The organism is Citreimonas sp., assembly GCF_042096055.1.
Taxonomy (GTDB): Bacteria; Pseudomonadota; Alphaproteobacteria; order Rhodobacterales; family Rhodobacteraceae; genus Citreimonas.
Genome location: NZ_JBELMH010000001.1, coordinates 105,173 through 126,383, shown reverse-complemented (window position 1 = coordinate 126,383; position 21,211 = coordinate 105,173). Strand labels below are relative to the sequence as shown.

The 21,211-nt window shown below is 69.4% G+C and carries 18 protein-coding genes; 2 read left to right on the top strand and 16 right to left on the bottom strand.

The window, feature by feature from the left end; all coding sequences use genetic code 11:
- Positions 1-38: 38 nt before the first annotated feature.
- A complete protein-coding gene (locus tag ACFDTC_RS00575; protein WP_375256908.1) occupies positions 39-2,966 on the bottom strand; it encodes a Hint domain-containing protein in 2,928 nt (975 codons plus the stop codon).
- Positions 2,967-3,413: 447 nt separating this feature from the next.
- On the opposite strand from ACFDTC_RS00575, the gene ACFDTC_RS00570 reads away from it, so the two are divergent.
- Positions 3,414-4,532, top strand: a complete 1,119-nt coding sequence (locus ACFDTC_RS00570) for a hypothetical protein (protein WP_375256907.1) — start codon at positions 3,414-3,416, stop codon at positions 4,530-4,532.
- Positions 4,533-4,622: 90 nt separating this feature from the next.
- Here the strand turns inward: ACFDTC_RS00570 and ACFDTC_RS00565 are convergent, their stop codons facing one another.
- The 4 genes from ACFDTC_RS00565 to ACFDTC_RS00550 all read right to left on the bottom strand — a co-directional run bounded on the left by ACFDTC_RS00565 (position 4,623) and on the right by ACFDTC_RS00550 (position 9,018).
- Positions 4,623-5,414 carry an FAD binding domain-containing protein gene (locus tag ACFDTC_RS00565; RefSeq protein ID WP_375256906.1) on the bottom strand — a complete coding sequence of 264 codons (792 nt, stop codon included), beginning with the start codon at positions 5,412-5,414 and terminating at the stop codon, positions 4,623-4,625.
- 97 nt (positions 5,415-5,511) lie between these two features.
- A complete protein-coding gene (locus ACFDTC_RS00560) occupies positions 5,512-7,875 on the bottom strand; it encodes a xanthine dehydrogenase family protein molybdopterin-binding subunit (protein ID WP_375256905.1) in 2,364 nt (787 codons plus the stop codon).
- A gap of 56 nt (positions 7,876-7,931) precedes the next feature.
- Complete coding sequence (locus tag ACFDTC_RS00555; RefSeq protein ID WP_375256904.1) at positions 7,932-8,417, bottom strand: (2Fe-2S)-binding protein; 486 nt, start codon at positions 8,415-8,417, stop codon at positions 7,932-7,934.
- Between the two features lie 79 nt (positions 8,418-8,496).
- Positions 8,497-9,018 (bottom strand): CoxG family protein, encoded by a 522-nt coding sequence (locus tag ACFDTC_RS00550; RefSeq protein ID WP_375256903.1) that lies wholly within the window; start codon positions 9,016-9,018, stop codon positions 8,497-8,499.
- 704 nt (positions 9,019-9,722) lie between these two features.
- Between ACFDTC_RS00550 and ACFDTC_RS00545 the strand changes: the two genes are divergently transcribed.
- Complete coding sequence (locus tag ACFDTC_RS00545; protein WP_375256902.1) at positions 9,723-10,373, top strand: invasion associated locus B family protein; 651 nt, start codon at positions 9,723-9,725, stop codon at positions 10,371-10,373.
- A gap of 49 nt (positions 10,374-10,422) precedes the next feature.
- Here ACFDTC_RS00545 and lpxB read toward each other — a convergent pair whose 3' ends face one another.
- From lpxB to ACFDTC_RS00490, 11 genes are all read right to left on the bottom strand, one after another.
- Positions 10,423-11,571, bottom strand: a complete 1,149-nt coding sequence (gene lpxB / locus ACFDTC_RS00540) for a lipid-A-disaccharide synthase (RefSeq protein ID WP_375256901.1) — start codon at positions 11,569-11,571, stop codon at positions 10,423-10,425.
- Positions 11,571-12,443 (bottom strand): LpxI family protein, encoded by an 873-nt coding sequence (locus ACFDTC_RS00535; RefSeq protein ID WP_375256900.1) that lies wholly within the window; start codon positions 12,441-12,443, stop codon positions 11,571-11,573. Before ACFDTC_RS00535 ends, lpxB begins: the two co-directional genes overlap by 1 nt.
- A gap of 4 nt (positions 12,444-12,447) precedes the next feature.
- Positions 12,448-13,239 (bottom strand): acyl-ACP--UDP-N-acetylglucosamine O-acyltransferase, encoded by a 792-nt coding sequence (gene lpxA, locus ACFDTC_RS00530; protein ID WP_375256899.1) that lies wholly within the window; start codon positions 13,237-13,239, stop codon positions 12,448-12,450.
- Positions 13,236-13,697, bottom strand: coding sequence for a 3-hydroxyacyl-ACP dehydratase FabZ (fabZ, locus tag ACFDTC_RS00525; RefSeq protein WP_375256898.1), 462 nt, complete (start codon positions 13,695-13,697; stop codon positions 13,236-13,238). Before fabZ ends, lpxA begins: the two co-directional genes overlap by 4 nt.
- Positions 13,698-13,765: 68 nt before the next feature.
- On the bottom strand, positions 13,766-14,407 hold the full coding sequence (locus tag ACFDTC_RS00520; protein ID WP_375256897.1) for an OmpH family outer membrane protein: 642 nt from the start codon (positions 14,405-14,407) through the stop codon (positions 13,766-13,768).
- A gap of 4 nt (positions 14,408-14,411) precedes the next feature.
- Positions 14,412-16,784 (bottom strand): outer membrane protein assembly factor BamA, encoded by a 2,373-nt coding sequence (gene bamA / locus ACFDTC_RS00515; protein WP_375256896.1) that lies wholly within the window; start codon positions 16,782-16,784, stop codon positions 14,412-14,414.
- Positions 16,785-16,897: 113 nt separating this feature from the next.
- Entirely contained in the window at positions 16,898-17,029 is a 132-nt protein-coding gene (locus ACFDTC_RS00510) for a hypothetical protein (protein WP_375256895.1), read from the bottom strand.
- 107 nt (positions 17,030-17,136) lie between these two features.
- Positions 17,137-18,477: an RIP metalloprotease RseP gene (gene rseP, locus ACFDTC_RS00505; RefSeq protein WP_375256894.1), complete on the bottom strand. Its 1,341-nt coding sequence runs from the start codon at positions 18,475-18,477 to the stop codon at positions 17,137-17,139.
- A 46-nt stretch (positions 18,478-18,523) separates the two neighbouring features.
- On the bottom strand, positions 18,524-19,696 hold the full coding sequence (gene dxr / locus ACFDTC_RS00500) for a 1-deoxy-D-xylulose-5-phosphate reductoisomerase (RefSeq protein WP_375256893.1): 1,173 nt from the start codon (positions 19,694-19,696) through the stop codon (positions 18,524-18,526).
- A complete protein-coding gene (locus tag ACFDTC_RS00495) occupies positions 19,693-20,481 on the bottom strand; it encodes a phosphatidate cytidylyltransferase (RefSeq protein WP_375256892.1) in 789 nt (262 codons plus the stop codon). The genes dxr and ACFDTC_RS00495 overlap by 4 nt, the downstream gene beginning before the upstream one ends.
- Positions 20,478-21,203 (bottom strand): isoprenyl transferase, encoded by a 726-nt coding sequence (locus ACFDTC_RS00490; RefSeq protein WP_375256891.1) that lies wholly within the window; start codon positions 21,201-21,203, stop codon positions 20,478-20,480. The genes ACFDTC_RS00495 and ACFDTC_RS00490 overlap by 4 nt, the downstream gene beginning before the upstream one ends.
- Positions 21,204-21,211 lie beyond the last annotated feature (8 nt).

Below are 21,211 nucleotides of genomic sequence, written 5' to 3'. Positions count from 1 at the left end.
CGCCCCTTGATGTTCCTACCTACCCGACCGGGCCGACATCACGCGGTCAGCAACAGCGCTTCGTGCCGCTTGAGCGAGCGGCGGGCCGCGCCGTAGCGATCCAGCCCCTCGGCGCGGGCGAGTTCCGGGAAGAGCGCCAGGATCTCCTCGCGCTGCTCCTCGTCGATCCCGCGCAGCGAGTAGTCGCCCGGCTGGAAGCTTTCGGTCCAGGCGCCGTCCGACAGGATGACCTCGTGCCGGTCGAACATGACGTGGATGTAGGACACCTCGGCCGCCACGACCGTGTCGATGCCGTGCATGCCGGTCAGGTGCTTGGCCGCGACCAGGACCTCGCGCTCTTCGAAGTAGAGCGCGGCGCGGTCGCTGGCGACCAGCACGCGGTGGTTGGGCGAGACCAGCATGTCACGCTCGGGCAGGCCCTTGCCCAGCGCGCCGCGCCGGATCCGCACCGGGTTCATGTGCGGGTTGCACGCCAGGTCGTCGCCGGTCAGGTCCTTGCGGCCGACCCACGCGAGCGGCTGGATGCCGTTGTCGCGGGTGATCACCCGGTCGCCGGGCCGCAGATCCTCGACCGGGCGCTCGCCTTCGGGGGTGGCGATCAGCGTGCCGGGGGTGAAGCAGGGCACCACCTCCTCGATGTTGACGAAGTCGAACCGCCCGGTCGCGTTGCCGTCGCCGTCGAGGAACTCGACCGTGCCGTCGAGGCCGTTGCCGTCGCTGTCGGTGGTGGTGTTCACCAGCCGCCAGTCGACGTCGCGCTCGCCGATGGCCGAGAGGTCGAGCCGGTCGAAGTCGTCGCCGGTCGAGCCACCGTCGACCGTCTCGAAGGTCAGGTCGTCGATGTAGACGTCGGACTGGCTGTCCACGACGATCACGTCACGGTCGGCGCCGCCGTCGATCGCGTCCATGCCGGCGCCGCCGTTCAGCGTGTCGCCGCCCTGCCCGCCCAGCAGCGTGTCATTGCCCTCACCGCCCAGCAGGCTGTCGTCGTCGATCCCGCCGTCGAGGCTGTCGTCACCCGAGCCGCCCAGCAGCGTGTCGTCGTCGTCGCCGCCGATCAGCGTGTCGTTGCCCAGCGCGCCCATGATGTAGTCGCGGTCGTTGTCGGGCACCGGGTCGACGTCGTCGGTCAGTTCCAGCGCGGGGATGTTCGAGCCGTCGATGTAGTCGTCGTCCTGCCCGCCATCCAGCGTGTCCGATCCGTGGCCGCCATAGATGACGTCGTCGCCCTGCCCGCCCATGACGCTGTCGTCGTCGATGCCTGCGTCGATCGTGTCGTTGCCGCCGCCGCCGTCGATCGTGTCGGCATCGTCGCCGGTCATGATCGAGTCGTTGCCCAGGTTGCCCTCGACGTAATCGCGGCCGTCGTCGGGGTTCGGGTCCGAGGTGAAGCCGAGGTCGTTGAGCAGCGTGCCCGGCCCGAAGGACGGATCGTCGCCCTCGTAGTCGCTGAACGTGTCGGTGCCGACGATGATCGTGTCGTCGCCCTGCCCGCCATAGACCGTGTCGGCGCCCTGGATGTCGGTGATCAGGTCGTCGCCGCCGCCGCCGTCGATAACGTCGTCGTCGATGCCGCCCTCGATCGTGTCGTTGCCGCCGTTGCCGCTGATCGTGTCGGAATCGTCACCGCCGTCGAACACGTCGGCCGAACCGTCGCCGGTCAACGTCTCGCGGTCGTCGTCGGGATCGGGGTCCTGGTCCAGCCCGTCGAGCGGATCGCGCGGCTGGTCGCCGGGTGCGACGGGGAAGACATCGGTGTCGATCCGCGGCTCGCCGGTCTCGTCGATGGTGACGGTGACCAGTGCCACGGCGCTGGCGCCATCGGGATCCTCGACCACGTATTCGAAGCTGTCGGTGCCCGAGAAGCCCGCGTTCGGCGTGTAGGTCAGCGTGCCGTCGCCGTTGATCACGACCGAGCCGTTGGCCGGCGCCAGCGTGCCGAGGCCCGTCACCGTAAGCGGATCGCCGTCGGGATCGCTGTCGTTGGCCAGCACGTCGATGGTCACGGCCGTGTTCTCGTCCGTGGTGGCGCTGTCGTCGATCGCCACGGGCGGGTCGTTGAGCGGGTTGACCGTGATCGCCACGTCGGCGCTGTCGGTGTTTCCGTCGGTGTCCTCGATTATGTAGGTGATCGTCGCCGGGCCGTTGTAGTCGGGGTCGGGCGTGAAGGTCAGCGTGTTGTCGGGGTTGATCGTCACCGTGCCGTTGGTCGCGGTGGCCGAGGTCACCGTCAGCGGCTGGCCATTGGAATCCACGTCGTTGTCGAGCACGTCGATCACCACCGCGACGTCCTCGTCCGTCTCGGCGGAATCGTCCACGGCGGTCAGCGTGTCGTCGACCGGCAGCGTCGAGAAATGCACGTCCGAGACCATGATCGTCTGCGCGGAGTCGCCGCCGTTGTCGTAGTCGATCTCGATCCGCGACACGGGGCCGGCGATGTCGACCCGAAGCGAGCCGTTCTCGGACGTGAAGTCGGTGACCGAGTTGCCCGTCGCGGTGTCGCCCGAGGCCGCCAGCGTGCCCAAGGGCGTCAGCGTGACCGATACCGGGTTGCCCTCCGCGTCGAAGGCGCGGATCGACACGATGTCCTGCCAGCCGGTGCCCCCGGTGTGCAGGTCGCCCCCCGTCGCGCGGGCGTCGATGTCGTTGATCCGGAACGAGACGTTCTGCACCTCGTCGGAATAGAGCGCGTCCGTGGCCGAAAAGTTGATCGTCGTGGTCGAGGTGTCGGGCTGGCCGTCGTCGTTGGTGCTGTCGCGCAGCTTGAGGTACGAGTCCGAGTCGAACGGCTCGCCCGGCGCGGTGTATCCCGGCGTCTCGAACGTGAAGGCCTGCGCGTTCGCATCATCCGCCGAGAAACCCACCGAGACCGCCACGCCCCCGGTGTCGACCGACGTGACGGAGCCGTCGGGCAGGTTCGAGTTGTAGGACGCAAGCGCACCCCAGCTCAGGAAAAGATCAGGCATCTGGCAGGCCTCTCGTGTTCAAACGCGGTCGATCGTGACACTCGTCCAAGGCGGCGGGCCCGCCTCGGCACATGAATTCCGATTCGTGGTGTGACGGAATGCACCCGTTTTCGTCGCTGCCCCGCAGGGCAGGCAACGGACCGGGGCGGTTCTGCCCAGGGGCGTCCGACACATCACGCAAGATGCAATTTCAGCGATGCGGCCGCCCCCGTGGCCAGCAGGTCGTGAGCGGATATTGTCGCAAGTCTTCGTGAAGAAAAACAAATTATTGGCAAATCGCGGGATATCCGCTTTCGCGGCACGGGTTCCCTGCGGCGAACGGGCGCCTCCCGCGTGGCATCGGCGCGGCAAGTGCCAGCGGACTTTACCGGGTCCGTGGTCAATGGCGGCGATCGTCTCGTGATTGCGTCCGCTGGACCGGCGAGTTTCATCCCTGGCGCGATCTGCGTGCCCGGCTTTCGCCCCTGGCCACCGACGTGGTCGGCGCGCCGGCCTGTGGCGGGACGGCACGCCCGTGGCGTTTCCGAATGCGAACAATCGTCTCATGGGGGCGTCACTATCCACGCCTCGGAAGGCCAAATGCGAATCGCCTGGCGTCCGAAACGGTTCATTAAGGAAATTCCGGCACGCTCGGCCACGTCGAAACCGGGGAACCATCGGATGTCGCAAACCCTCGCCGTGGCCAAGTCGCCGGTCTTCGCCAGTTTCCGGGCGAAGGGAAGCAGATCATCCGCCCGCCCGCCCGAGGTCGAGGGCACGGTGGTCGAGCACCGGCTCGACCTGCTGATGGACCGGCTCGAGCAGCTCGAATTCACGTTCCAGCGGCTGTTCGACACCGACATCGACGGCCACGAGGACGACCGCCTCGCGCAGATCGAGACGCGGCTGCAGGCCATGCACGACCAGTTGACGACGCTGGCCGAGAGCCGCCGGGCCGCGGCCGAAATGGACGCGCGCCTCGATGCGATGCAGGACATGCTGGGCGCGCTGGCGGGCGGCGAGTCCGCGATCGACGCGCTGGCCGAGGACATGGGCACGCGGCACGACGCTCTGCTCGATACGCTGGCCTCTCTCGCCACGTCGGACGAGCAGGACTCGAACACGCTGACGCAGCTGGCCACGGATCAGCAGACCCGGTTCGACACGCTGCACGCGATGCTGGCAAACGTGGCCGAGCGCGCCGCGCCGGATGCGAAAGGCGACGACGCCGTGCTGCAAGCGATAGCCGACCTTTCCGCCCGCCAGGCCGCCGCACAGGCCCAGGCAGCGGCGCGCGCCCCGGCCCTTTCGGAGACCTTGGTCGAGGACGCGTTCGACGCCCTGACGTTCCGGGTGTCGCGCCTGGTCGACGCACGCATGGCCGCAGGCTTCGCGGGTCTTGCCGATGCGCTGGACCGCGCTTCCGAGGCCTTGTGTCGCGCGCAGCCTGCCCGCGCGGCATCGGCGGACGCGACTGAGACTATCAATGGCGCCGAAGCCGATGCCGGCGATCCCCGCGCAGTGATCGAAGACCTCGCGCGCGCCTGCCGCTCTGCGAGTGCCGACGACCGCAACGGCGCGTCCTGATCCAGCTGGATTTCGCGGACCGAGATCCCGCGCGCCGGCATCCGGGGCGACGGCACCGCCGCCCCGATCGATCGCCTCAAGGCAAAAGCGTCAGGCGGCTGCCGTGACCGCGCGGCGGGTCATCACACCCACCAGGTGCGCGCGGTAGGCCGCCGTTCCGTGCAGGTCGGCGATCATGCCGTCGGCGGGCACCGTCAGGCCGGATACGGCCTTCTCGGAAAAGTCCGACGACAGCGCCTCCTCGGCTTCGGTCCAGCGGAACACGCCGGCTTCCGAAGCGCCCGTCACGGCCACGCGGACACTGTCCGCGTACTTGGCGACGAACACGCCGACCAGGGCAAAGCGCGACGCGGGTTGTTCGAACTTCGTGTAGGCCGACTTTTCGGGGATCGGAAAGCGCACCTCGGTGATGATCTCGCCCTCGTCCAGCGCGGTGGCGAACATGCCCTGGAAGTAGTCGTCTGCCGCGATCTCGCGCTTGTCGGTCACGATCGTCGCCCCCGAGGCCAGCGCCGCCGCCGGATAGCAGGCCGAGGGGTCGTTGTTCGCCAGGCTGCCGCCGATCGTGCCGCGGTTGCGCACCGCCGGGTCGCCGATGCGCGCAGCCAACGACGAAAGGCCGGGGTAGTGCTGCGCCGCGTCGCGCGCCACCACGCCGTGGGTGGTGCCGCCGCCGATCGCCAGCTTGCCGTCGTCGGTCAGGCACACGCCCTTGATCTCGTCGATCGCCGACAGGCTGACCAGCACGCTGGGCATCGCCAGCCGCTGCTTGAGCGTCGGGATCAGCGTCTGCCCGCCGCCCAGCGGCTGCGCCTCGTCCTGGCCCAGCGCCTTGACCGCCTCGGCAACCGATGTCGGCCGCTCCATCTCGAATGAGTACATGTCTTTCTCCGTCCGTTGAACCGCGCCGCTCGGGGCTTCTTTGGTCCACAAATTTCCCGGTGGTCCGGGGGCAGAGCCCCCGGCGCCGCCAATCGTCTCACCCGTGCATCGCCTGCCAGACGCGCCCCGGCGTCGCCGGCATGTCGATGTGGTCGACCTTGTGGCCGCCCGATTGCAGTGCATCCACCACCGCGTTGATCACCGCCGGGGGCGAGCCGATGGCCCCCGCCTCGCCGCAGCCCTTCACCCCCAGCGGGTTGTGCGTGCACGGCGTCTGGCACGAATGATCGACGCTGTAGAACGGCAGGTCGTCGGCGCGCGGCATGGCGTAATCCATGTAGGACGCCGACAGCAGCTGGCCGTTCTCGTCATAGGCGCAGTTTTCCAGCAGCGCCTGTCCGATGCCCTGCGCGATGCCGCCGTGCACCTGGCCCGAGACGATCATCGGGTTGATGACGTTGCCGAAATCGTCCGCCGCGGCGAAGCGCTCGATCGTCACCTTGCCGGTCTCGGGGTCGAGTTCGACCTCGCAGGCATAGGCGCCGGCGGGATAGGTGAAGTTCGACGGGTCGTAGAACGCCGTCTCCTCCAGCCCCGGCTCCATCTCTTCCAGCGGGTAGTTGTGCGGCACGTAGGCCGCGAGCGTGACGTCGCCCCAGGCCACCGACTTGTCGGTGCCCGCGACGGTGAAGGCGCCGTCCTTCAGCTCGATATCCGCCTCGGAGGCCTCGAGCAGGTGCGACGCGATCTTCTTGGCCTTGTTGATGATCTTCTCGGTCGCCCGCACGATGGCCGAGCCGCCCACGGCAAGGCTGCGCGAGCCGTAGGTGCCCATGCCCATCGGGGTACGCGCCGTGTCGCCGTGCACGATGTCGATCATCGATTCGTCGATGCCCAGCATCTCGGCCACCACCTGCGGGAAGGACGTCTCGTGCCCCTGCCCGTGGCTGTGGCTGCCGGTCATCACGCTGATCGTGCCGGTGGCGTTGACGCGCACGGTGGCGGATTCGTACAGGCCCGCGCGCGCGCCCAGCTGTCCCACTAGGTTCGACGGCGCGATGCCGCAGGCCTCGATGTAGCAGTTGACGCCCAGCCCGCGCAGCTTGCCCTTCGCCTCGCTGTCCTTGCGGCGCGCGGCGAACCCGGCAAGATCGGCGATCTCCTCGAGCTTGTTCATCGTGGCGGTGTAGTCGCCCGTGTCGTAGACCACCGCAACGGGCGTCTGGTACGGGAACTCGGTCACGAAGTTCTGCCGGCGCAGCGCGACCGGGTCGACGCCCAGTTCGCGCGCTGCCTTGTCGATCACGCGTTCCAGCTGGAACGTCGCCTCGGGGCGGCCGGCGCCGCGATAGGCGTCGACGGGCACGGTGTTGGTGAACACCGCCTTCACGTTCACGTAGATCAGCGGCGTCTTGTAATTGCCCGCCATCAACGTGCCGTGCAACCAGGTGGGTACCGACGGCGCGAAGGTCGACAGATACGCGCCCATGTTGGCGTAGGTCTCGGTCCGCAGCGCGGTGAAGTTGTTGTCAGCGTCCAGCGCCAGCTCGATCTTTGTCACGTGGTCGCGGCCATGCGCGTCGGACATGAACGCCTCGGACCGCGAAGCCGTCCACTTGACCGCGCGGTTGCAGGCCTTCGCCGCGAAGGTGCAGAAGGCTTCCTCGGCGTAGTGGAAGATCTTGGTGCCGAAGCCGCCGCCCACGTCAGGCGCCACGACGCGCAGCTTGTGCTCGGGGATGCCGAGGACGAAGGCGCCCATCAGCAGCCGGATCACGTGCGGGTTCTGCGACGTGGTGTAGAGCGTCGATTCCTGGTTCGCGCGGTTGTAGTCGCCCACCGCCACGCGCGGCTCCATCGGGTTGGCGACGAGGCGGTTGTTGCGCAATTCCAGCGTGGTGACGTGCGCGGCCTTGGTGAAGGCCTCGTCCACGGCGGCCTTGTTTTCCTCGACGAAACCCCAGTCGTAGCACAGGTTGTCGTCCAGATCGTCGTGCACCTTCGGCGCGCCGGGCTGCAGCGCGGCCTTCATGTCGATGGCGGCGGGCAGTTCCTCGATGTCGAGCACGATCGCCTCGGCGGCGTCGCGCGCCTCTTCGAGGCTGTCGGCGACCACGGCGGCGATCGGATCGCCCACGTGCCGCACCTTGCCCTGCGCCAGCACCGGGTGGCCGGGTTCCTTCATCGGCTGGCCGTGCTTGTCGGTCACCTGCCAGCCGCAGGGCAGACCGCCCACGCCCTCGAAGTCCTTGCCGGTGAAGATGCGCACCACGCCGGGCATCTTCTCGGCCTCGGCCGTGTCGATCCCGTTGATGCGGCCGTGCGCCACGTCCGAGCGCAGGAAATGCACGTAGGCCTGGCCGGCCACGTTGATGTCGTCGGTGTATTGCCCGGTTCCGGTCAGAAAGCGGACGTCCTCGCGCCGCTTGTGACTCGCACCGATCCCGTGATCCTTCGGCATTGTCTGTCTCCTCCCTGTGGGCGGGCGGTGCCCGGCCCGAACCCTTCGACCGCCGCTTACTCGGCCGCGATGCGGCTAACATCCTGCCCCGAGGCCGCCATGATCGCCTTCACGATGTTGTGGTAGCCGGTGCAGCGGCAGATGTTGCCCTCGAGGTAGTCGCGCACCTCGGCCTCGGTCGGCTTGGGGTTGTCCTTCAGCAGCGCCGCCGCCGACATCACCATGCCCGGCGTGCAGAAGCCGCACTGAAGCCCGTGGTGATCCTGGAACGCCTGCTGGATCGTGTTGAGCGAACCGTCCGCGTTGGCCATCGCCTCGATCGTGGTGACTTCGGCGCCCTCGGCCTCCATCGCGAACATGGTGCAGGCCTTCACCGCCTCGCCGTTCACGTGGATCACGCAGGCGCCGCATTGCGACGTGTCGCAGCCCACGTGGGTGCCGGTCAGGCGCAGAGTCTCGCGCAGGAACTCGGTCATCAGGGTGTTGCCCTTGACCGGCTTCTTGACGGTCTTGCCGTTCACCGTCATCGTCACGTCTTTCATGTCTCTCCTCCCGGAAGTCCGTCTTTGCTGCCGCCGGAGCGTGTCCGCGGCGAATTCGTTTTTGCCCAGGCGCGGCGGGTCAGGACGACACCATCCGCTTGAACCAGCCCTTCTTCTGACCCTCCTGGCTGTCGGCCTCGGGGGCCTCGTCGGGGTCGGCGGGGCCTTCGACCGCGTCCTGCAGGTTCTGGAAGAACTGGTCGGCCATCTTCTTGGCGAAACCGTCGATGATCCGGCTGCCCAGCTGCGCGAGCTTGCCGCCGACCTTCGCCTCTACCTCGTAGGTCAGGGTCGTGCCGTCGCCGTCGGGCGCCAGCGTCACCTTGGCGTCGCCCTTGGCGAAGCCCGCGGCACCGCCCTTGCCCTCGCCCGACAGGGTCACGGCGTTGGGCGCGTCCATGTCCAGCGCCTTCACGGTGCCCTTGAAGGTCGCCTTCACCGGGCCGACCTTCTGCACGACCGTCGCCTCGAAGCCGTCCTCGGCGTTGCCGGTCATCTCGGTGCAGCCGGGCACGCAGCGCTTGAGCACCTCGGGGTCGAGGATCGCGGCCCAGACCACGTCCTGTGGGGCTTCGATCCGGCGGCTGTCGCTCATCTGCATCGTCGTCGTCCTTCTTGTTCTGCGCCGGCCCAACCGGGCCCTGGTCGTCGCCGCCCGGCCCGGCGCGGCGGGCGCCTCGGCCCGGCATCGCGGCCGCGGGCGGATGCTGGGGAAACCGTGATACCGCGCTTCCCCGGCGTCAAGCCCGCGTGCGGGCCGGGCACCGTCGAAATAGTCTTAGGACCTGCCGGAAAAGCGGGTTCCCACACCCTTTGTTAACCTCTTTCTGGCAGGGTGAACCTGTCCAAGGCTTCATGTCCTCTCCTGTCTTGGGCGACTTCCTCCCTGTCTGACTGGCCGCGCCCGAAACGGCGCGGCCCCTTTCCCGGAAGGGGCGCCGCGCTCCCCGCCAGAGCCAGCCGGCTTTGTCCCGCCCTCGCCCGGGGTTGCGGGGCATCGTTCGTGCGCCTCGGCCCCGCCCATAAAGCCTGTTGACCGATGCCTACGACTTTCGTAGCGTTCCCATCAATTACAAAGTCGGCCGGTCCGACAGGGAGAAAACAGGAAAGGGGCCATCGGCCCCTTTTCGCGTTTCCGGCCCGTGACTTTCGGCGGCCGACGCGGACATTCCGACCGCATCGGCGGGGGGCATCCAGCGCCCCTTGCTCGGCGGCGGCTTGCCGGCCTGCGACAAAATCGGCCTGACACCGCCGCGCGCGCATGGTAGGCGGCAGGCCACACCCGAAGAAACGCAGGGGGCGTTCATGAAACATCCGCTCATCACCATGTCGATCATGGCCGCGCTCGCCGGCGCGCCGGCGCTGGCGCAGGACACCGAGACGCAGGACCAGCCGACAGCCGCGCCCGAGACGACCGAGGCACCGGCCGCCGACGCGCAGGCGCCGACGAACCGCTCGACGATCGGCGGTCCGCTCGATCTCGGCGAAGGCAATGCGCCGTCCGAGCCGCAGACCTACGTCAAGGAAACCTTCGACGACTGGGCGCTGCAGTGCATCGAGGTGCAGGACGGCGAAGAGATCTGCCAGATGTACCAGCTTCTCGAGGATGCCGGCGGCTCGAGCGTGGCCGAAGCGAGCATCTTCAAGCTCGAGAATGGCGGCCAGGCGGTGGCCGGCGGCACCTTCGTCGTCCCGCTCGAGACGCTGCTGACCCAGAAGCTGACGATCAGCGTCGATGGGGGCGAGCCGCGGCGCTACGATTTCTCGTTCTGCAACCCGATCGGCTGCTACGCGCGCGTCGGCTTCACGCAGGCCGATATCGACCGCTTCCGCGCCGGCGCCACCGCGCGCGTTAGGATCGTGCCCGCGCTGGCACCGGACCAGGAAGTCGTGGTCGAGATGTCGCTCGCGGGCTTCACCAATGCCTACGACGCCGCGTCGTCGCTGAGCCAGTAATCCGCGCCAAAGGCGCATCCAGGACCCCGGCCACCGCGCCGGGGTCTTTTCATGTCGGCATCCGGTCCAGCACCGCGCGCGCCGCACGGTCGCCCGGGGGCGGTCCCTCGCGGCCCAGTCGATCCATCGCCAGCGCCATCGCCTCGCGCTGCGCGCCGGGGTTCTTCAGCACCGATAGGACCGAGGCCGCGATCGGCGCGGGGCGGCAGTTCGCGCCGATGAATTCCGGGATGGCGCGGGTGTCCGAGACGAGGTTGACCAGCGTCACCGTGTCGACCCGCAGCATCCGGCCGATGATCTGCCGCGACAGCCAGCTCATGTCGTAGGCGACGACCATCGGCGTGTCGGCGGCCGCCAGTTCGAGCGAGACGGTCCCCGACGCCGCCAGCGCCACGTCTGCCGCGCGGAACGCGGCGCGCTTCCGTGCGCCGCCGGGATCCTCGCGCGGGTCGATCACCACCGGCTTGCCAGGCAGGCCAGAGGCGAGCGCGGCCACCTGTTCCGCCACCGACGAAGCCGCCGGCAGCACCAGCCGCAGGTCGGGCCGCGCCGCGTGCAGGCGCGCCGCGACCTCGGCGAAAACCGGCGCCAGCCGCGCCAGTTCCGACCGGCGCGAGCCGGGCAGCAGCAGCGCCATGGGGCCGTCTATGCCGTGTGCGGCGCGAAACGCCGCCGCCTCGGCCTCGGTCGCCTGCGGGTCGGTGACCACCGGATGGCCGACGAAGTCGCACGGGATTCCGGCGGCTTCCATGTAGGGCGGCTCGAACGGCAGCAGCGCGAGCACCTGGTCGACCAGCGGCGCCATCTTCGCCGCACGTCCCGGCCGCCACGCCCAGACCGTCGGTGCGACGTAATGCACGATGCGGATGTCGGGCGCGCGCGCCTTGACCAGCTTGGCCACGCGCAGGCAGAACTCGGGCAGGTCGATGGTGATCAGCACGTCCGGGCGCGCGGCGATCACTGCCTCGGCGGTTTCGCGGATGCGGGCCTTGAGGCTGCGGTATTCGCGCAGGATCTCGACCACGCCCATGACCGAGATCTCGTCCATCGGGAACAGGCTGTGCAGCCCCTGCTCGGCCATGCGCGCACCGCCGATGCCGCGGAAGGTCACCTCGGGGACCATGCCGCGCAGCCCGCCCATCAGCGCCGCACCCAGCTTGTCGCCCGACGCCTCGCCCGCGATGACGAAGACCTGCATCAGGCCGGCCTCTCGCGGACCCAGAGGAACAGGCCCGCCGCGTCGAAATCGGCGATGGTGCGCGCGCGGTCCAGAACCATGACGCCGCCCGCCTCGATCACCGCGCCCGACAGGCCCGCACGGGCCAGCGCGGCGGCGGTGCCGGGCCCGATCACGGGCAGGTCGGCGCGCCGGTCCTGGCCGGGCTTCGGCGCCTTGAACAGGAAGGCCGGCGCGGGCGACGCGTTGGACAGCCAGTCCGCCGCCTGCCCCAGCACGTCGTCGACCCGGTCGACGGCCCATGAAAACGGATCGTCCGCCTCGGGCCTGGTCAGACCCGCGAGCATGGCGTCGGTGCCGTCCGGCCCTTCCGAGGCGACGACGCGCCCGTCGCGGATCACACAGGCCTGGCCGGCATCGGCGGCAGCGAGGCGCGCGATCTCGGCGTCCCCCGCCTGCGCCGCGTCGCGGACCCCCTCGGGCGGTTGCGCCCGGGTGGGCACGCCAGGCGGCGGCAGAAGATCCGGCGCGGCCTCGTGCGCGGCGAGGATCTCGAACCCGGCCTCGGCAAAGAGCGCCAGGACGACCCGCAGCGCGCCGTCGTCACCCAGCTCCATCGCCTGCTTCAGCCGCGGCACCAGCGGCGCGGTCGCGGCGTCGAGCGTGGTGATGTCGATCTGGGGCCGGCGGATATGGCCGCAGAGGCACAGCGCGGTGACACCGCGCGCCTTGAGCCAGGCGATCAGGCTGCCCAGCGTCTCGATCCGGAAGGTGATCTCGGGGGTCAGGCCATCGGGGGCGAAGCCCTGCAGCGCGCAGACGATCGGCGGCGCATCCAGCGCCCGGGCCACTTGGGCCGGCAGCGCGCCGGCCCCGCAGATCAGCGCCAGCATCGCCTCAGCCGGGGGTCAGGAACGACCGGTCGCTGTCGCCCATGATGAAGGCCACGATCTCGCGCACATGGTCGCTTTGGGTTTCGTCGCCGAGACGGCGGGCGCGGTCCTGGAACGCGCCCTCGCCTTGGCTGAGCATCTGGTACGCGGCACGCAGGGCGGTGATTTCGACCCGCGGCACGCCGCGCCGCTTGAGGCCGACCAGATTGAGCCCGTCGAGCCGCCCCCGCGGCCCCTGCACCAGTCCGTGCGGGATGACGTCGTTCGTCACCATCGTGACCGCGCCAATGATGGCCCCCCGGCCGATCCGCACCCACTGGTGCACGCCGGACAGGCCGCCGACGATGACCTCGTCCTCGAGCACACAATGCCCGGCGACGGCCGAGTTGTTGACCAGGATCACCCGGTTGCCGATGCGCGCGTCGTGCGCCACGTGGCAGCCGGCCATGAACAGGCCTTCGTCGCCCACGGTGGTCACGCCGCCGCCGCCCTCGGTGCCGGTGTTCATGGTGACGTGTTCGCGGATGCGGTTGCGCTTGCCGATCACCAGCCGGGTGGATTCACCCTTGAACTTGAGGTCCTGCGGGATCTCGCCGATCACCGCGAACGGAAAGACGATCGTGTCCTCGCCGATCTCGGTGCGGCCGGTGACCACCACGTGGCTTTTCAGCTCCACCCCCGCCGCCAGCGAAACCTCGGGGCCGACGTGGCAAAACGGGCCGACCACGCAGCCGGGCGCCAGGTGCGCCCCCTCCTCGACCACGGCGCTGGGATGGATTGTAGCGGCGTCGCTCACGCGGGCACGTCCATCATCGCGGTGAACTCGGCCTCGGCCGCCATCTGGCCGTCGACCGTGGCGGTGCCGCCGAACTTCCACACCTTGCCACCGGGCTTGCCGCGCAGGGTGCGCAGTTCCATCCGCAACTGGTCGCCGGGGATCACCTTGCGGCGGAACTTGCAGTTGTCGATCGCCATGAAGTAGATCAGCATGTTTTTGTCGATCATGTCGAGCGCGGTGCCCACCATGACCGCCGAGGTCTGCGCCATGGCCTCGACGATCGTCACGCCCGGCATGATCGGCAGGCCGGGAAAGTGCCCCTGGAAATGCGGCTCGTTCATCGAGACGTTCTTGATCCCCACCGCCGATTGCCAGCCGTCGATCTGTTCGACCCTGTCCACCAGAAGGAACGGGTAGCGGTGCGGCAGCAGCCGCTGGATCGTCTGGATGTCGGCGCTGCGCAGGGTCTCGGACATGGGGCGGTCTCCGGTTCGTCGGTTGCCGCTTGGGTATCAACGCGCGGCCCGGGGGGCAAGGCGCAGGCTCAGCGCGCGGGCGCGGGCACCACCGGGGCTCCGGGCGTCACCGGCGCGGCATCGCCCGGCTGCGCGCCCTCGGTGGGCGTCTCGGGCGGCGCCTCGGGCAGGCCGTCGCCCTCGCCCAGCGCGGCGTCGATGCGGGCGATGGCCTCGTCCGTCACCTCGATCGTGTCGGCCGACATGAACACGGTCCGGCGCTCGACGACGATCGTGGCGCCCGCCTCGCGCATCAGCGTGCCCAAGACCGGTTGCGCCGCATCGAGGAATTCACGCCGCGCCGCGTCGCCGCGGGCGCCCAGGGCGCGGGCCTTGGCGTCCTGTTCGGACCGCAGGCGCTGCACCTTCTCGTCGAAGGCGCGCGCCAGTTCGCGGAAATCCTCGGGCGCCATGCCGTCGCGCTGCCGGGTCAGGCGGCGCTCTTCCTCGATCAGCTCGGCCTCGATCCGGCGGTTCTGCTGCGCGATCTCGGCGCCGGCCGCCTCGATGTCCCGCGCGATCCGCCGGCCATAGGCGCTGTCGGCGAACAAGCGTTCGAAATCCAGCACCAGGATGTCGCTGCGCACCAGGCCCGCGTCGCCGCCCGCCTGCTGCGCGGGCAGCGTGGCCGGCCACAGCAGGACGGCCAGCAGGCTCAGCGCGCGCAGCATGGGATCAGAACTGGGTCGACAGCGTCAGGTTGAAGTTCAGCGGCTCGTCGAAGTCCTCCTTGACCAGCGCCTCGGAGAAGTTGAGCCGGAGCGGACCCAGCGCGCTGTCCCAGAAGACCGAGAAGCCGATTACGTGGCGGGCGAAGAAATCCTCGCCCACGATGTCGGCGCCGGGGGTCGACGCGGTCTCGTCCGACAGGCCCCAGACCGAGCCCACGTCGTAGAACAGGCCGGCGCTAAGGCCGTATTCCTCGGGCAGGCCCAGCGGGAACTCGGCCTCGAAGCGGGCCACGGCGAAATACTCGCCCCCGATCGGATCGTCGGCGTCGTTGCTGAGGTCGCGCGGGCCGATGCCGCCGTACTCGAAGCCGCGCATCGTGTTGGGCCCCAGCAGGTAGCGGTCGGTCGTGCGGCTGTTGCCCTCGTTGTAGCTGAGCGCGCCGGCCTCGAAACTGGCGCGCAGGGTGACCTCCTCGGCCCAGACCAGCCGCTGGGCGGTGGCGCGCAGGCTTGATTTCACGAATTGGGTGTCGCCGCCGACCCCGCCGAAATCCTGCCCGAACTCGACCAGGAACCCGGCATCGGGGTTGAGCCCGGTGCGGCGGCTGTCGAAGCTGTAGGTGTAGCCGATCGAGCTGTCGTAGCGCTCGTCCAGCGCGGCTTCGGCCTGGATGACCTCGCCCACGTCGGTCAGTGCGTCCTCGGCGGTGAGGTCGGAATAGTTCAGCTCGTAGCGCAGCTGCAGCCGGCTGCTCTCGGACAGCGGAAACTCGATGAAGGGCCGGAACAGGCCGCGGGTCGTGTCGTAGTCCGAGTTCAGGCCTTCCGTTTCGCGGTAGTTGAGCGCGATGCCGAAGGTCAGGTCGCGGCCCAGGAAGGCCGGCTCGGAGAAGTTGAACGCGTAGTTCTGCGACCGCGACGCGGTGTTGATGGTGAAGCCCAGCCGCTGGCCGCGGCCCAGGAAGTTGCGCTCGGAGAAGGACACCGAGGCGCCCAGCCCGTCCGTCGTCGAATAGGAGCCGCCGAGGCTGAGCGAGCCGGTGGGCTGTTCCTCGACGTCGACGTCGACGACCACCTGCTGCGGGGTCGAGCCTTCGCGCGCGTTCACCTCGGCGGTCGAGAAGAAGCCGAGCGCGCGGATCCGCTCGGCCGCCTGTCGGATGGCACGCGGGTTGAACGGGTCGCCCTCGACGGTGTCGAACTGGCGCCGGATCACGCGGTCGAGCGTGGTGGTGTTGCCCTCGATGTCGATGCGCTCGACGAAGATCCGCTCGCCCCGGGTCAGCAGGAACTCTACGTCCAGCGTCAGGTCGCGGTCGTTGCGGGTGATCCGCGGCTCGACGCGCACGAAGTTGAGCCCTTCGCGCACAGCGACGCGCTCGAGCCGGGCGATCTGGTTGTCGATGCGGTTGGGCGAATAGACCGCGCCCTCGCGCAGGCTGAGCCCGTCCTGGAAGACCTGCGGATCGACCTCGGCCAGGTCCGACGAGACGGTGATGTCGCCGACGCGGAATTGCTGGCCTTCCTCGACGTTGAAGGTGACGAAGTAGTTGTCACGCTCCTGCGCCAGCTCGGCGTTGACGCCGGTGATGCGGAAATCGACGTAGCCGCGCGAGGCGTAGAAATCCTGCAGCAGCTGGCGGTCGAAGGCGATCCGGTCCTCGATGAACGTGTCGGACTGGATGATCCAGCGCAAAAGGCCGGCCTGCTTGGTCTGCAGCACGCGGCGCAGGCGGCGGTCGGAATAGGCGTCGTTGCCGACGAAGGCGATGCGCTCGATCTCGGTCGCGCCGCCCTCGAGCACTTCGAACACCAGGTCGACGCGGTTCTCGCTGCGGCGGATGATCCGGGGAGTCACGGTCGCCGCCAGGCGGCCCCGCTGGGCGTAGGATTCGGCGATCCGCTGGGCGTCGGCCTCGGCCGTCGCCGGCGAGAAGACGCGCCGCGGCTGCGACTGCACGATGGCCGACAGCTCCTCGTTGTCGACGCGGCGGTTGCCCTCGAAGGTGATGCGGTTGATCGTCGGGAATTCGACCACGCGGATCGTCAGGGTCGACCCCTGCGGCACGATCTCGACCGTCTCGAAGAGGCCCGTGGCCACGATGTTCTGGTAGGCGTCGTTCAGCTCGGCCGCGGTGACGGTCTCGCCGCGCGCGATGCCGGCATAGCTGAGGATCGTGCCGGGCTCGATCCGCTCGTTGCCCTCGATCGAGACGGCGTTGAACGTGTAGCTTTGCGCAAGCGCCATTCCGGGCGTGACCGAAGCGGCGCCGGCGCCCAGGACGATGGCCGAGGCGACGATGCGTGCCGCCCGTGCCAGCCGCGCTGCGTGAAGCCTTTCGAACCGCGCTTCACGCGCGCCAGTGACTGCGGCCATTTCGCCTACCCAAATCTGAAAACCCTTCGGGTTCAGTATCGGGATTGACCGGCCTTGTCAAAACGCTGTGAGGCCGGACGCAGGTGCAGATCCGCCCGCGCCCGGCCCCGGCTTCATCCGGCGAACGCGCCGAATTGAGCCCCCAGCCAGAGCGCTCCGGCAAGCCCCGCGACGAACAGGACCCGGTCCCAGCTGAGCGTCAGGATGAGGTTGAGACTGCGATAGCCGTCTTCGATCGCGCGCATCGATCCCACTCCGTTCTTCCACCACCCCTTCGGGGTAGGCAGGGATTCGGGCGCGATCATGGCGCGGCCGGGGCGGCGGGATGGCCCGGCCTGCCCCGGCGCGTGGGTCAGGGGCAGAAGATGTCGTTGGTCAGCGCGAAGACCATCATCCCCAGCACCAGCGTCAGGCCGATCGACATGAGCACCTGCAGCGCGCGGTCGCTGGGCGGGCGACCGGTCACCGCCTCGTAGGCGTGGAACACCAGGTGGCCGCCGTCGAGCACCGGGACCGGGAACAGGTTCAGCAGGCCCACGGCCGTCGACAGCACGGCGATGAACCAGATGAAGCTTTGCGTGCCCTGCGCGGCCATGTCGCCCGACACCTCGGCGATGCCGATGGGCCCCGACAGGTTGCAGGTCGAGATCGCGCCGGTGACCATGTGCCACAAGCCCGACAGCGAGCTTTCGATCACCGCGCCCACCTGCGCCACGCCCTGCCCCAGCGCCGCCACCGGGCCAACCGATTCGGTGGCAGGCTCGAAGGCCATGCCGCCGACGACGCCGATCCGGTAGACCGAGCGGAAGCTGTTGTCGGGCTGCGGCTCGTCCGTGCGGCGCGGGGTCATGGTCAGTTCGAGGGTATCGCCGTCGCGCCAGACGGTCAGGTCGAGCGCCGCGCCGCCGGAATTCTCGACCGCCTCCTGGATTTGCGAGAAGGCGAAGATCGGCGTGCCGTCGACCGCCTGGATGACGTCGCCCGGCCGCACGCCCGCATCCGCCGCGGCCGAGCGCGGCACCACCTGCGTGGCCAGCGGCGGGTAGACGTAAGGCCCCTCGACGACCATCGGCGCGCCGTCGCGGCGGACGGTGTAGTCCAGCTGCGCCTGCTTGGGCAGCGCGGCGAGGAACGCGTCGAAGCCGCCGTCGTCGCGGGCGGGCGTCGGCGCGCCCTCGATCTCGAGGATCTCGTCGCCCTCCTGCAGCGCCTGCACGGCCGGCAGCGGGCGCAGGTCGCCCACTGTCAGCGGCTCGGCCACCTGGCCGCGCGCCATGAAGATGCCGGTGAAGATCAGCGCCGACAGGATGAAGTTGAACAGCGGCCCCGCGGCCACGGTCAGGCTGCGCGCCCAGAGCGGCGCGCCGTTCATCGTGGTGCGCCGCTCGGCCTCGCTCAGCGCGGCCATGGCGTCCTCGTCCTTGCCGCCCGAGGCATTCGCGTCGCCGCGGAACCGCACGTAGCCGCCCAAGGGAAGTGCCGCGACCTGCCACAGCGTGCCGTAGCCGTCGCGGCGCGAGAACAGCACCGGTCCGAAGCCCAGCGAGAAGACCTCGGGGTAGATGCCGGTCTTCTTGCCGACGATGTAATGGCCGTATTCATGGATCGCGACGATCACCGACAGCGCGACGACGAAGGCGAGAAGCGTCCAGATCAGCCCCCCGAATTGCGGGATCAAACTCGTCGGGTCCAAGGATCGCTCCGTTCTTTGTCTTTCGGGAAGCCGGGTCGCGCCCGGATCATCGCGCGCGGGCCGCGATCGCGTCGCCCGCGGCCTGCCGTGCCATTTGGTCCGCGTGCAGCACCGTATCAAGGGAAATCACGCCATCTGCGGCATCCCGTTCCGGCGTCGTGCGGTCGAGCACGTCCTCGACCACTTCGGCCATCTGGGTGAAGCCGATGCGCCGCGCCACGAAGGCATCCAGCGCGGCCTCCTTCGCGGCGTTGAACACCGCGCCCGACAGACCGCCCGCGCGCATGACCTCGCGCGCAAGGCGCAGCGCGGGCCAGCGGTCCTCGCAGGCGGTACGGAAGCTGAGCGTGCCGAGACGGACGAGGTCCAGCCGTTCGACCGGCAGCGTGCGGCGCGCCGGGTGGTGCAGGGCAAAGCCGATCGCGTGGCGCATGTCGGGCGGGCCCACGTGGGCCATCAACGCGCCGTCGACGAAGCCGACCAGCGCGTGGATCATCGATTCCGGGTGCACGACGGTCTCGATCCGGTCGGGGTCGATGCCGAAGAACTCTTTCGTTTCAATGAGCTCCAGAGCCTTGTTGAACATCGAGGCCGAGTCGATCGTGATGCGCTGCCCCATCGCCCAGTTCGGGTGCGTCGCCGCCTGTTCCGGCGTGGCGCGTGCGAGGTCGGCCAGCGGCCAGTCCCGGAACGCGCCGCCGCTGGCGGTGATGATGACACGCTCGACCGCCGCCAGATCCTCGCCGATCAGGGCCTGGAAGACGGCGGAATGCTCGCTGTCGACCGGCAGGATCGCGGCGCCGTGGGTGCGCGCGGTCTCGAGCATGAGCGGCCCGGCGCAGACCATGCTTTCCTTGTTGGCCAGCGCCAGCGTCGCGCCTGCGCGCAGCGCGTGCAGCCCGGGCTCGAGCCCCGCGGCGCCGACGATCGCCGACATGACCCAGTCGGCGGGGCGCGACGCCGCCTCGATCAGCGCGGCGTGTCCGGCGGCGGCCTCGACCCCCGTGCCGGCGAGGCCGTCGCGCAGCGCCGGCAGGTCGCCTTCGTCCGACAGGACCGCCACGGCGGGGCGGAATTCGCGCGCCAGTTCGACCAGCCGGGCCACGTTGCGCCCGCCGGTCAGCGCGACGATATCGTAGGCGTCGCGGTCGCGGCGCAGCAGGTCCAGCGTGTTCAGCCCGATCGATCCGGTCGCGCCGAAGACCGAGATGCGCCTCATGCGACGCCCGGCGGGAAATTCACGATCTGGCCGGCGATGACGATGAACAGCGCGCCGCCGAGCATCCCGTCGAACCGGTCGAGCAGGCCGCCATGCCCCGGCAGCAGGTTCGAGCTGTCCTTGACGCCCGCGCGCCGCTTGATTGCGCTTTCGGTGATGTCACCGATCTGGCTGGCCATGCTGACCGCGATCGAGATGCCGACCAGGCCCAGCCCCGCCTCGTCCGTGCCGGCGAACAGCAGGCCGACCACCGCGGCCGCGGCCCAGCCGGCGACGGCGCCGGACCAGGTCTTCTTGGGGCTGACGCGGGGCCACAGCTTCGGCCCGCCGAAATAGCGCCCGGCGAAGTAGCCGCCCACGTCGGTGACCACGACGACCAGCACCAGCCACAGCATCCACCACAGGCCGAAATCGTCGCGCAGCGCCATCATGCCGTAGCCGGCCAGCAGGATCGTCGCGGTAAAGACCGCGTAGGTCACGCCACCGGTCTGCATCCGCCCGAGGCCCAGCATCGACGGCGCTAGCAGAAGCGGTAGCGCGAAGGCGGGCGGCAGTTCGATCGAGATCATCGCCGCGGCCGCGGTGGCGCCGGCCAGCAGGTACTGGCTGCGCTGGCGGCCGGCGTCGAGCATGACCACCAGCTCCCACACCATGACGCCGCAGACGACGGCGATCAGGGCGTGGAACCACAGTCCGCCCAGCCAGACCGCGCCTAGGCCCAGCGCCACCAGCACCGCGCCCGAACCCAGCCGGACGGCGAGATCGTCCCAGCGCGCCCCGCTCATGCCTTCACCGCGCCGTAGCGGCGATCGCGTTCGGCGAAGGCGCACAGCAGGCGCCCCAGCTCGTCGGCGCCGAAATCGGGCCAGAGCGTGTCGACGAAGATGTATTCGGAATAGGCCGATTGCCACAGAAGGAAGTTTGAGACCCGCGCCTCGCCGCTGGTGCGGATCACGAGATCGGGGTCGGGCAGCACGTGGGTGTCCAGGTAGCGCGGCAAGGTTTCCTCGTTCACGTCCTCGGGGTGGAGGCGGCCGTCGCGCACGTCCTCGGCCAGGCGGCGCGTGGCGCGCGCGACCTCGTCGCGGCCGCCGTAGTTCAGGGCGATCGTCAGGTTGGTGCCGGTGCAATGGGCGGTCATGGCCTCGGCCTCGTCCATCAGGGCGCGCAGCTTGGCGTCCAGGCGCGGCCGGTCGCCGATGAAGCGGACGCGGACGTTCTCCTTGACGAAGGCCTGCATCTCCTTGGTGATGTAGCGGCGGAACAGGCTCATGAGGCCGGCGACCTCGACCTGGGTGCGGCGCCAGTTCTCGGTCGAGAAGGCGAAGATCGTGAGGTACTTGATCCCGAAGCCCGGGCAGGCCTCGACGACCTCGCGGACGCGGCGGGCGCCGGCATGGTGGCCGAACAGGCGCGGCCGGTGGCGCATGGTCGCCCATCGCCCGTTGCCGTCCATGATGATGGCCACATGGCGCGGGCCACCGGTTTCACGGAAGGAATCGGGCATCGTGTATC